The sequence below is a fragment of the Rhizobium ruizarguesonis genome (assembly GCF_012349115.1).
Lineage (GTDB): Bacteria > Pseudomonadota > Alphaproteobacteria > Rhizobiales > Rhizobiaceae > Rhizobium > Rhizobium ruizarguesonis.
Window position 1 is genome coordinate 163,938 of sequence record NZ_PQIG01000001.1, and the last position, 12,346, is coordinate 176,283.

A 12,346-nucleotide genomic window follows, 5' to 3' on the forward strand; every position below is an offset into this window, starting at 1 on the left:
ATGAATAGCAACGTTGATCATCGAAAACCGCGGCTCGTTTTTTTTCAATGGGACCATCAGCCCAATGCGAACGCGGCCGGTTACCTGCTGCTGCACATGCAGCAGCAGGTCAAATGCCTCGCAACACATTTCGATGTCGTCGTCATTAACCGCGACTGCGACTATGCAGAGATATGCGACAGGTACGAGCCGGAACTGACGCTGTTTGAAAGCGGTTATCGCTCGCATGGGTCGCGTCGGATAAAAGTCACCAACACCAATACACATATCGCCGTTCCGAAGCTTGGCCTTCATAACGCGGACGCATGGTGCGATCGACGCGCGGGCTTCCTTTCCGATATGGAGCAGTGGGGCATCGAGGCGTATTTCGCGATCGCAACGATGACTCCGGAATATATGCCGGCGGTGAAGGAGAATCTGTTCGTCTGGCCAAATTTCATCGATCCGGAAGTCTACCACGACTATGGCCAGCAAAAGGTCATCCCTGTCATGCTCACAGGTCAGGCCTATGGCCTTTATCCCTGGCGACAGACGGTCTTTCCGATGATCCGCGACCGTTACCCCTGCCTGGTCTCGCCGCAACACGCCTATGAGAGCAAGCTAGCTTCCCAGCTCCTGTCTGGTGAGGCTTATGCGCGCGCGCTCAACGCGAGCCTCGTCGTCCCCACCTGCGGCACAATGGGCGGCGAGGTCGTACGCAAGCACTTTGAGATTCCCGGGGCAAATGCCTGTCTCGTGACCGAACGCACGGCAGCAGTGGAGGCAGCCGGCTTTCTCGACATGGAAAACTGTGTCTTTGTTGACGGCCACAACGTGGTCGAGCGACTAAATTACCTTTTTGCCCATCCCGACGAAATACGGCGTATCACGACAGCTGGTTACAGTTTGATCCATTCGTGTCATACAGTGAGCCACAGGCCACAAATATATCAGTGGTTCATGCTGAACAAAGGCCTGCAGTTCGGCGAAAAGATCATCCAGTCCGGCCCCTTCGGCGATCTTACAAAGGTCCAGCGGATCTCCAAGCAAGAGAGCGTCCATGTCGTGGGGAAAGCGAGCGATCGCGCTTTGCTGAAGCAGGGCGATCTGCTCCTCGAGCAGGGCAGGGTGGAGGAAGCCAAGCAGTGCTACGCGCGCTGCCTGGACTATGTATCCTACCTGCCCGAAGCCAAATTCCGCCTTGCCATCTGTGCATTGCAGGAGGGCGACGCCGAGCGCGCCTATGACCTTTTGGTGGACCTGGTCAAGGTGACCATGATCGAATATGGGGCACTCAACCCGGATCCGGTCGAGTGGGCGTACTTCCTTCTCGCTTTGATCTGCAGAGGCCAGTTTGAGCGGGCGCGGAGGCTGCAAGATTTCTATCCATCTCTATCCCACGACGAATTCAGGCGCGCGCGCCTCGTCATCGCGCAGCTCGGTCGCTCAGGCGATGGGGTCGTATCGGGACGGTATGGCAGCGATCGAAAAAGCATTCATCAGATTCCCGATCGGAGCGATTCCGATTGGCTTGCATGGTTCTCCGATATTCTTGAGCGCTGTCAGCAGCCAGATCTTGCAAATGTTCTTCGTCACGCTCCCGTCGGCGGAAGCGGCGCCGCCGAGAAAGTAACATTTCTACACTTCAAACGTGATGCTGGTTGGCGTCTGCGACTATATTCAGGCGTCGACGGCCTGATGGTCAGACTGCGCCTGAATCGCCTGCGGCCGAATGTACCGCCGCTGCCTGAGTTCCGATATTTCTGGCATCTTGCGCGCGGTCTGGTCCCCCGTTCGCAGAGAGGCCCGTTGCGCAGGATCCGAACGGCGCTTTCCAGGCTTCCTATGGGCGCCGGCAATTAGCTGTGGGAAAATCGCACCTGCAGACCGCCTCGCCTGGAGAGGCGTGCATGACAAACTTCCCAGTTGAGGATGAAGATGCAATCGCGGACTCGGTGGCGTATTTGGCGCGCCGCCACCGAGGATGCGCTGGTGATGCGATGCAAGATCTGATCGGCCGACCGCATCAGCAAAGGCTGCTGGCCGCGGAGCCGCCCGAAAGAAAAAGGTCGTTGAGCTTGAACACGACTTCGGTTCTATTCGTTGCTTTGACCTTTTTCATAATATTACGAACATGCACCTTTACCGTGCTTTCTCGCAGATTAAGCTCATAAGCGATAATTTTGTTCGCCTTGCCGCGTCGCAGCGCCTCCACGACTTCGACCTGACGATCCGTGAATATGCCGGCCAGGGGGCGGGCGGTCGAATTGCTCGAGTCCAGCAAGTGACGCATGGCGAACAGGGCGCTTGCAGGCACAAAAATTCCTCCTGCCACTGACAGCGCGATCAGCTCCATACAGACACTGACGCTGACTGAGGCGGGTATGAACCCTTTGGCTCCGTACTCAAGTGCCTTAACGATTTGGCCGAAATCGTCGCTATCGGCCAATACGATGAGCGGAGTTGATACGAATTCCGACGCAAGCTTCCGGATTTGCTCCGAAACGGCCGGTTCATCGATCTTTTTGCCGCCGACGTTCAAGAGGATTGCCGAAAGCGGAGGATGTTCGTCGCGCTTCTGCTTCCACTCCTCAATTGAGCCAAAAGCCAGAATCTCCAAATCCGCCTTTTCGGCAGCCATGCATTGCGCCAAGCATTGCCGATCGAGTTCACGATTATCGAGAATGACAAGCGAATGCGTGTGTCTTCCCGGCACGGCAGTTGTGTTTGGATTATTTTCCATCCTGAGGGGAAGAGCTAAGTTCTCCTGCCTGAGGTCCAAATTCGGTATAAGTGCTGAATTCACAGCTTCACCCTCCCCTAACACGTTACGCTCAACTACAGCCCGAGTACCAACCCCTCTCAATACGGGGGTTTAGGAAACTCTAAAGTAGGAATCGAATACCACAATTCGCGGAGCGTTACAGTAGCTAATATAGGCTAAGTAGTGAGCAACTTCCATTGCAAGTCGGAAATAGAAAGATAAATCTGAAGTAGTCTTGGGTGTTACTAGAAAGATTGCAGAATAAACTTCATAGTTACACCGTAGTTTGCGATGGCCCACTAAATGCATGGAAACAATCGCAGTCTCCGGCGTAGGACCACAACGGATGCGGTAGGTGAGCCCGGCACCAACGTCGGTCGATGTATCAACAAGGGTGTAAGTCATCATAAGTAGATACGCCTTTAGGTGAATAACCTTAAACGTTTTGTTTCTTTACTCAGATGCAGAAAACAATTCTCTTTGGGGCGTAGAAAAATATTAGTCCTGTCGGTGTGAAACCTTGGGTGCAATCGAGCGATCGTTGGTTTCAACTGAAAGTCTGGACCTGTTCAAGAGTTAGGGGTTTTGCAGGGATGATTGCATCAAACGTCAAGCTGGATGACGGCACCATTATCCACCATCCGGACCTCGTGAATCTCTACGGCTGTACGATCGGTGCAGGAACGCGCATCGGCACCTTTGTCGAGATTCAGAAGAACGTCGTCGTCGGAAAAGACTGCAAGATCTCCAGTCATTCCTTCCTCTGTGAGGGCGTGACGCTGGAAGACGGCGTGTTCATAGGCCACGGGGTCATGTTTACCAACGACACATACCCGCGCGCCGTCAATGCGGACGGCAGCCTGCAGACGGAGACCGACTGGATCCTCATCCCTACGCTGGTCAAGCGTCTCGCGTCGATCGGCAGCAACGCCACTATTCTGCCTGGCGTGATCATCGGAGAAGCCGCACAGGTCGGCGCCGGCGCGGTTGTAACCAAGGATGTGCCCGACGGCGCCATTGTTGTCGGCGTCCCGGCCAGGATCATCGGTCGCGTTCATGACCGATCAGTCAACATGCAAGCGTTGGGAGAAGTGCAATGATCGGTATCGCCGTTGTTGGGTATGGGTACTGGGGTCCGAATCTGGTTCGTAACATCTCGGAAGCGGCCGGCGCGCAGCTCATTTCAGTCTGTGATCTCAATGTCGAACGGTTGGCGGCTGTCAAAAGCCGCTACCCCGCAGTGACGATCACCGATGATTTCGAGGAAGTCCTGCGCGATCCAAGAGTGGATGCCATCGCTATCGCGACGCCGGTCTTCACCCATTTCAAGCTCGCAATGCAGGCTATGATGGCCGGAAAGCATGTCTTCGTCGAAAAGCCGATGGCTTCGACGACGGAGGAAGCCTCGCGGATGGTCGAGGAAGCCGCCCGCAGACGCCTCGTGCTGGCTGTGGATCATACTTTCGTCCATACCGGCGCCGTCCGCAAGATGCGCGAGCTGGTCGAAAGCGGCCTCGGCGACATGTATTACTACGACTCGGTTCGGGTCAATCTGGGGCTCTTCCAGCACGATGTCAGCGTCATCTGGGACCTCGCGGTGCATGATCTGTCCATCCTGGACCATGTTGTGCAGGAAAGGCCGGTAGCCGTTTCTGCGACGGGCATGAGCCATGTGCTCGGCGAGCCGGAGAACATCGCCTATCTGACGCTTTTTTTCGAGAGCAAGCTCATCGCACATATCCACGTCAATTGGCTGGCGCCAGTCAAGGTCCGCCGCACGCTGATCGGCGGCAGCAGCAAGATGATCGTCTATGACGATCTGGAGCCCAGCGAAAAGATCAAGGTCTATGACAAGGGCATCACCATGTGCCCCAATTCCGATGCATATGGCGAGAAGGTGCATCAGATGATGGTCGGCTACCGCAGCGGTGACATGTGGGCGCCCAAGCTCGATATGACCGAAGCACTGAAACGCGAACTGGATCAGTTCGTCGATTGCATCGAGCAGAATTCGCGGCCCATTACGGATGGCCAAGCCGGGCTGCGGGTCGTTCGCATCCTTGAAGCCGCAAGCCGATCGCTCGCCCAGCGCGGTCGTATCATCGAGCTTGAAGAGGCGAGGCGCATTGCATGATCCCGTTCCTGGATATCAAGGCACAATATCAATCCATCAAGAGCGAAATCGACGCCGCCGTGCTCGGTGTCCTGGCCTCGGGGCAATACATATTGGGCGAGGAGGTCGCTCGCCTCGAGCAGGAATTCGCGGACTATTGCAACGTCAAACATGCGATAGCCGTCAACACCGGGACGAGTGCCCTGCATCTGTCGCTTCTCGCGGCAGGCGTGGGCCCCGGCGATGAAGTCATCACCGTGCCATTTACCTTCGTCGCAACCGTATCGGCGATCTGCTACGCAGGTGCACGACCGGTATTCGTCGATGTCGAGCCCGTGACGCTCACGATGGATCCGGCGCAACTCGAAGCAAAGATTACACCCCGAACCAAGGCCATTGTTCCTGTCCATCTCTACGGTCAGATGGCCGATATGGACGCGATCAAAGCGATTGCTGACCACTACCGGATACCGGTCATCGAGGACGCCTGCCAGGCGCACGGAGCGCAATACAAAGGTGCGCGCGCCGGCAGCATCGGCACATCCGGCTGCTTCAGCTTCTACCCCGGTAAAAATCTCGGCGCCTGCGGCGAGGGGGGGATCGTCGTCACGAACAGCGACGATCAGGCCAAGACGATGCGCATGCTGCGCGACTGGGGTCAGGAACAGCGCTATCACCATCTGCTGAAGGGCTTCAACTACCGCATGGATGCCATTCAGGGCGCGATCCTGCGCATCAAGCTCCGGCATCTCGAAGCCTGGACCGAAGCGCGGCGCGCCCACGGACGCCGCTACACGTTGCTGCTGGGCGGTTCGGCGAATCTCAGGACGCCTGTCGAAATCGCCGACCGGCGCCACGTCTATCACGTCTATGCCATCAGAAGCCGCGATCGCGACCAGCTTCAGCGCGTACTGAGCGAAGAGGGCATTCAGTCCGGGCTGCACTATCCGATCCCAGTTCATCTGCAGAAGGCCCATGCCGACCTTGGTTACAAGGCCGGCGATCTCCCTATATCGGAAGCTGCCGCACGGGAGGTCCTCTCGCTGCCGATCTATCCCGAGATGCCTGCGTGGCACGTCGACCAGGTGGCCGCCGCGCTGGAGAACACCTATGTCAGCTAACCGTGCGGGCGAGGCCCGGATCGTGCAAGCGGTCCATGGCCGTCATGAAAGGCCGGCGGACCCTGCCTACCAGGCCGGGCTGGCCGAAGAACTCAGGCAGTCATACGGGCGCGCTGGCCTGATCGAACTATACGGTCGTTTCGCGACCGGTGACGGTGTCATCGATACTCTGATGCGAAAAGCCATCTGGCAAGCCATCACGCGGAGCTGTGGCACAGGATTGCAGGTTGCAGGCGGTGCCGGTTTCAAACATCCCGAGACGTTCGATATCGGCAATGGGGTGTTCATCGGGGCTCAGGCCTATATCCAGGGTCGCTACGATGGCACCTGCGTGATCGGCGACAATGTCTGGATCGGGCCGATGGCCTATTTCGACGCTCGCGATCTCGTGATCGAGGATTCTGTCGGGTGGGGACCTGGCGCCAAGGTGCTTGGCTCGACCCACACGGCACTGCCCTTGGATGTGCCGATCATTCGCACGGATCTTGAAATCAAGCCGGTACGAATCTGTGCAGAGGCCGATATCGGAACGAATGCGACCATTCTTCCCGGCGTGACCATCGGGAAGGGGGCGATCGTTGGAGCGGGGGCAGTTGTCGTTTCCGACGTCGAGCCGTTCTCGGTCGCCGCAGGTGTACCTGCGAAATTCATACGTTGGCGTTCGGACAATGATCCGATGACGAACATGTTGCGTGAGGGAAGATCATGAGAGACAAACGGGTGCTCATTACCGGCGGTGCCGGTCTGATCGGCTCGCATATTGCCGATCTTGTCGCTCTGGAAAAACCTCGCGAGATCATCGTCCTCGACAATTTCGTGCGCGGGCGCCGGGACAATCTCAGCTCGGCGATATCAAGCGCGCCTCTTAAGATCATCGACGGAGATATCCGCGACAGAGCGGTTCTCGCAAAAGTCTTCGAAGGCGTCGACATCGTCTTTCATCAAGCCGCCATCCGCATCACGCAATGCGCCGAAGAGCCACGACTGGCATTCGAGGTCCTTGCGGAGGGCACGTTTAACGTTCTCGAAGCCGCCGTCAAGGCGGGCGTATCGAAGGTCGTTGCTGCATCTTCCGCTTCCGTTCTGGGGCTTGCCGAGAATTTTCCAACGACCGAAGAGCATCACCCCTACAATAACCGGACGATCTACGGCGCGGCGAAAACATTCAACGAGGGGCTGATGCGTAGCTTTTCGGAGATGTACGGCCTGCGCTATGTCGCGCTTCGTTATTTCAACGTCTATGGGCCGCGCATGGACGTTTACGGCGCCTATACGGAAGTTCTGATCCGTTGGATGGAACGCCTGATGGCCGGGATGCCGCCCCTCATCTATGGGGATGGTAGCCAGACGATGGACTTCGTCGATGCACGCGACATCGCCCGCGCAAACATTCTGGCCGCCAAAAGCGATGTCACAGACGAAGTGTTCAACGTCGCGAGCGGCAAGGAAATAAGCCTGCTGGAACTGGCGAAGATGCTGAGCGACATTATGGGTTCCTCACTCGAACCGCAGCACAAAGAGGCCCGCACGGTCAACGGTGTGACCCGTCGCCTTGCCGATATCAGCAAGGCTGAACGGCTCCTCGGCTTCAAGGCTGAGATCTCTATGGAGCAAGGGCTTCGTGATCTCGTTGCCTGGTGGCAAATGCAGACCAACGCAGGGGGGGCGGCTGCATGAGCTCATCTCAATTGACAATTCCGGTCGCCAAACCCGTCCTCGGGGAGGAAGAGGCCGAGGCTGCGCGCCGCGTTATTCTGTCGGGATGGGTGACGCAGGGGCCGGAAGTCGCGGCTTTCGAGCGTGAATTCGCTGCCTTTGTGGGCGCTGCGCATGCTTGCGCCATGTCCAATTGCACGACCGCGTTGCATCTGGCCCTGAAGGCGGTCGGCATATCCGCCGGTGATGAAGTCGTCACGGTCAGCCATTCTTTCATCGCGACCGCAAACGCGGTTCGCTACTGCGATGCGGTGCCTGTTTTCGTCGATATTGAAGAAGATGGTTACAACATCGACGCCAGTCTGATCGAAAGGGCAATCACGCCCCGCACCAAGGCAATTCTCTGCGTGCATCAACTCGGCATGCCTTGCGATCTCCGCGCCATCGTGGAGATCGGCAAGCGCCACCAGATACCGGTCATCGAGGATGCAGCCTGTGCGACGGGAAGCGAAATCCTGTGGGACGGCCGTTGGGAAAAGATCGGCAAAGCGCATGGCGATATTGCCTGTTTCTCCTTCCACCCCAGGAAGGTCGTCACGACAGGCGATGGCGGCATGTTGACGACGGCCAATCCCGAATATGACCGAAAGTTCCGACTCTGGCGCCAGCATGGCATGAGCGTCACCGATGCTGTTCGTCACGGCTCGAAACAGGTCATCTTCGAAGACTATGACGAGTTGGGTTACAATTATCGGATGACCGATCTTCAGGCGGCCGTCGGACGCGAGCAGTTGCGGCGGCTGCCGGAGCTGGTTGCCCAGCGCCGGCTGCTTGCCGAGCAATATTGCGAACGTCTGTCGACGATTGCCGGGCTTTCTCTGCCGGCCGAGCCGGGTTGGGCTCGCAGCAACTGGCAGAGCTTCTGTGTGAGACTGGCCGATACGATCGACCAGCGCGCCATCATGCAGACCCTGCTCGATCAGGGGATCTCGACCCGGCGCGGGGTGATGAACATTCATCTGGAGAAAGCCTATTCTGGTGAGAGCTCCCACCGCGCTGCCACGAGCCTGGTGCGAAGCGTATCTGCGCAGCAGCAAACGATAATCCTGCCGCTTTATGCCCAGATGACGGTGTCCGACATGGACCGGGTTGTTGAGGCCCTTCGCGCAGCCCTTGCGGAAGCGACCGTCGGAGCCGCCAGCGTGCAACGTGCCATGGATGTCGCTGTCGCCTGAACCCACAAATGCCTGACGTAACAATGCATAACGAAACAATGCGCGTATCTCCGGATGCGCGCATTGTTCGTCATGCTGATTTCGTGATCCATCCGCGGATGGTTGCTGGCACGGACTCCGGAAGCAGGTCGATCAGCATGCGCAGCGAATAGAGCCCGCAGAGAGCGACGGCGACAAAGCCAATCACCGTCGCCGGCCATAGCGGTAAGAACAAAAAGACCGAGACGACCAATCCCGATGCAGGCAGGAACAGAAGCGCGTGCCTGCGATTGGCCGGCGACCAGCGAAAGCCAGTCAGTCGATGCACGATCACGTAAATCAGAATACTATGCCAGACGTAGAGGCCGAAGAATGCCATGCCGGCCCCTGAAGTGCCGAATTCTGATACAAGGAGCCACCCCAGCCCCACATGCACCAGCGTTGCTGCGACCTCCGTCCAAAAGAAGATCGTCTGCGCACCCTTCGCCAGGACGATGAAACCCATCGGCCAGGCGACGATCCTGAGCATCATTCCAAGGCAGATCCAGCGCAGAAGCTCCACGGCCCCATGAAACTCCGCCGAATAGAACAAACTCATCACGAGCGGTGCCAGGGTCAGGGTAGCGAGCAGACCAGGGCCGGCCAGCAACAAGCTGATTTCCGCCTGCTCATTGACCAGCCGGTTGCACTCGGCATCATTGTGCGCGATTGCCGTCAAGCGCGGATAGAAGTCCGTTCCCATCGCCTGCAGGATGAAGCCGGCGTAGAGACCGCCAAGCGCCCAGGCTGCCTGATACAATCCCGCCGCTACGACGCCTCCTTCATTCAGCACGATAATGCGAATGGCATAGGCCGCGCCGAAGGTCAGAAGTCCGCTTGCCATGAAAGCAACACCGAGCCTGAACAGGGATTTCGCTTCCCGGCCGAACTGGCGCGCCGACATTGGCTGTGGGTGCGTGGATATCTGTTTGCTGTACCACCAGGTGGGAAGGACTGAGACGGCCGCGATCGCCACGAGAGAGGGTACAATCGCCTGTTCGCCGAACAGATAGATTAGCGGGATGCTGACTATCGTGCCGAAGAGCCCTGAAAGCACATTGATGCGGGCAAGATTTGCAATGCCCCGCAAGCCCTGGATCAAGGCAGCTTGCCCGGCAGACACGAGCCGAAAGAATACGGCCAGGGAGAGCAGTACAACGCCGCCGGCGTGCTGGTAGTCGCCGAAGGTGAATTTCGAGACCGGAAACGCCAGCGCCGCAAGCATAAGCCCGCCAAGCAACCCGAGCACCAGCGAGATGCGTCTGAGCGCTGTCGCCGACCGCGCGATCTTCTCTCCGTCGCCGGCGCCCGCCGCCTCAGCGACCCGGCGCACAGCGCTGCTGCTCACGCCCATACCAGCTATCGCTTGTGCGATGTCGAGGATTGCCCCGTAAAGACCGAGAAGCCCCACACCTTCGGGACCGAGTAGAAGGGCGAGCGCCTTGTTGCGAATGATGCTAAGGGCGACATTGACCAGCGAGGACCCGCCCATCAACATCGTCGACTTCAGGATTTGGGTATAAGTCTGACCGCTGGGTGGGGTCATGCGCAAAGTCATCACTTAACCCTAGCCGTCAGGTTCGGTTGTGGCCGGTCCATATCAAGAGCGATTTCTTCCAGGCAGGCGGCCTTAGCGCCTTGGTGACGCTCCAACGTCCGCTCCAGCTGTGTTAATAGGTGCACGTCGCGGGTCACTGGCCGGCTCGATCTGCGAGCGTTTGGGCTTCGAAAGATCGGGCTGAGTCGGTCTGAAGCGAACTATCCAAAATATGAGGCTGAACGACTCTCACCACATCGCCCGGTGCCAGCGTCGTCGTTTCCGAGGCTTCAAACTGATCGATTTGTCCTCCATTCCGACGGGTCACGCTAAAGGTAAGCGGGAGGTCCTCGCCGAGGCTTTTGATGCCGTCGTTGCTCCCAAGATCTTCGATGAGCAGCTTCTGCGTTGTTTCGCGCTTCATTTTCATTTGATCGAGACTTGCCCGTTCGGACTGCGCTTCGGTCGCCACTTCGCTCCGGCGTGCGTCGTAAAGTCCCTCAAGGTTCCGCGTCGTCTCGCTGATCGCCTGGCGGCCCCGCATGACGGCGGTGACAAGGTCGAGCTTGTCGGAGCGGTAAGTCGTCAGCAACCGTTCCAGATCCAGCTGCCTTGACGAGACCGTGAGGCCTTTCTGGACCAGGGACTTGACGCTGACCAATTGGTCATTGACGGATTTGATATTGTCGTCTGCGCCCGTCAGTTTCTCTTCCAACGTCGATATCTCGGTGGTTAAAAGATCGCGTAATTCGGTGAACGCCCTTGCCTGCCTCTCCAACGCATTGGCGCGAGCCCGAAAGATAATCCTTTCCTCATTGTATATTCCGGCAGCAAATTGCTGATCGGCGCCAGTCATCTGATCGAAGGTAATCTCCTGTGCTCCATCCATCTCTGCCTGGAGCCGCGCCAATCTCGCGGTGCTGCGCAGAATCGAGTGATTGATTTCGCGCAATTCTCCTACGAGTTGCGTCGAATGCGTTTGCTGCTGATCTTTGGCGCGACGCGGCCCGCCGCTCATTGCCAGGGATTGCAGGACGGTCACTCCGGGGCGGAAACTGTATTGACCAGGAGTGGTTACGTCTCCCACGACATAGATTGGTGGGTATTCGAGAACGTCGATGGTCACCGCAGGCGCCTGTGCCAAACCCATCTTTGCCTGAAGGCGCTTGGCGATCTCGTTGGTGAGGCTCGCACTGTCCAGACTTCCAACTGACTGCGACCCCAGAAAGGGTAGGGAGACCTCACCTGCATCTGAAACCGTATATTCGCCGCCAATCGCATCCCATCGCTCAAACTGGCCCTTGGACGGCATCCATTGCACGACCGTCAGGCGGATTTTCGTTTGTGGAGCCAACGGGGCGCTATCGGCGAGAGCCGGCGACACAGCTCCGGCAAAAAAGACGAGTGCGCTGATGATAAACGTGGCGCGAAAGAACGGGTGCGGGGCACGGTGCGATAGATTCATTACATGTCTCGCCTTCAAAACATCCTTTAACGGACGCTGGTCCAATGCCTTGAGCACTGTTCGAGCGCCGGACGCCAAGCCCAAAACCAGATCGCTAGTGTGCAGTCTGGCGAAGCCTTGAGGAAGGTGGAGGTCGGTTCATTTGCCTAATCACAATTGATGAGGTGGGGAGGGTGCTTAAGCCTAAATCGAGCAGAAACACATATCTTCGGCGCGACACAGGGCGTCGCCTCGGGCGTGCTAGCCTCGAAGAACCGCAATCCCCCGCGGCAGAGCCTTTATGCTCGCATCTCCAAATTTTGCCGGACGACGATATTGACCGGCGGCGTCGCCTTTCATTCGACAACTCGAAGCAGCGCCAGCGGTGCTGCACAAGGCCGTTCTCGTGCCAGATCTTGACGACCGAAGATGCCGCCATCTCAGCCACCTATGCGGCTTCAAGCTTGCACAGCAAGCGG

General features: G+C 57.8%; 10 protein-coding genes. 7 read left to right on the top strand and 3 right to left on the bottom strand.

Annotated features, from left to right (window positions below):
* Positions 1-1,842 carry a glycosyltransferase family protein gene (locus tag C3Y91_RS00740; RefSeq protein ID WP_024322495.1) on the top strand — a complete coding sequence of 614 codons (1,842 nt, stop codon included), beginning with the start codon at positions 1-3 and terminating at the stop codon, positions 1,840-1,842.
* A gap of 163 nt (positions 1,843-2,005) precedes the next feature.
* On the opposite strand, the gene C3Y91_RS00745 is transcribed toward C3Y91_RS00740, so the two are convergent.
* The gene (locus C3Y91_RS00745) at positions 2,006-2,785 is read right to left on the bottom strand and encodes a LuxR C-terminal-related transcriptional regulator (RefSeq protein ID WP_024322494.1); all 780 of its coding nucleotides are present in this window, start codon (positions 2,783-2,785) and stop codon (positions 2,006-2,008) included.
* A gap of 551 nt (positions 2,786-3,336) precedes the next feature.
* Between C3Y91_RS00745 and C3Y91_RS00750 the strand changes: the two genes are divergently transcribed.
* Genes C3Y91_RS00750 through C3Y91_RS00775 form a run of 6 tightly spaced genes read left to right on the top strand, consistent with a single transcriptional unit; the run spans position 3,337 to position 8,868 of the window.
* Positions 3,337-3,843, top strand: coding sequence for an acyltransferase (locus C3Y91_RS00750; RefSeq protein ID WP_024322493.1), 507 nt, complete (start codon positions 3,337-3,339; stop codon positions 3,841-3,843).
* Positions 3,840-4,877, top strand: coding sequence for a Gfo/Idh/MocA family protein (locus tag C3Y91_RS00755; protein ID WP_018071889.1), 1,038 nt, complete (start codon positions 3,840-3,842; stop codon positions 4,875-4,877). The genes C3Y91_RS00750 and C3Y91_RS00755 overlap by 4 nt, the downstream gene beginning before the upstream one ends.
* Positions 4,874-5,977, top strand: coding sequence for a DegT/DnrJ/EryC1/StrS family aminotransferase (locus C3Y91_RS00760; RefSeq protein ID WP_168574874.1), 1,104 nt, complete (start codon positions 4,874-4,876; stop codon positions 5,975-5,977). The genes C3Y91_RS00755 and C3Y91_RS00760 overlap by 4 nt, the downstream gene beginning before the upstream one ends.
* Positions 5,967-6,686: an acyltransferase gene (locus C3Y91_RS00765; protein WP_024322491.1), complete on the top strand. Its 720-nt coding sequence runs from the start codon at positions 5,967-5,969 to the stop codon at positions 6,684-6,686. The genes C3Y91_RS00760 and C3Y91_RS00765 overlap by 11 nt, the downstream gene beginning before the upstream one ends.
* Complete coding sequence (locus C3Y91_RS00770) at positions 6,683-7,654, top strand: NAD-dependent epimerase/dehydratase family protein (RefSeq protein ID WP_027688842.1); 972 nt, start codon at positions 6,683-6,685, stop codon at positions 7,652-7,654. The genes C3Y91_RS00765 and C3Y91_RS00770 overlap by 4 nt, the downstream gene beginning before the upstream one ends.
* Positions 7,651-8,868 (top strand): DegT/DnrJ/EryC1/StrS family aminotransferase, encoded by a 1,218-nt coding sequence (locus C3Y91_RS00775; RefSeq protein ID WP_130801061.1) that lies wholly within the window; start codon positions 7,651-7,653, stop codon positions 8,866-8,868. The genes C3Y91_RS00770 and C3Y91_RS00775 overlap by 4 nt, the downstream gene beginning before the upstream one ends.
* A gap of 70 nt (positions 8,869-8,938) precedes the next feature.
* Here the strand turns inward: C3Y91_RS00775 and C3Y91_RS00780 are convergent, their stop codons facing one another.
* Entirely contained in the window at positions 8,939-10,444 is a 1,506-nt protein-coding gene (locus C3Y91_RS00780; protein WP_027688840.1) for an O-antigen translocase, read from the bottom strand.
* Positions 10,445-10,577: 133 nt separating this feature from the next.
* Complete coding sequence (locus C3Y91_RS00785) at positions 10,578-11,888, bottom strand: polysaccharide biosynthesis/export family protein (protein WP_027688839.1); 1,311 nt, start codon at positions 11,886-11,888, stop codon at positions 10,578-10,580.
* Between the last annotated feature and the right edge of the window lie 458 nt (positions 11,889-12,346).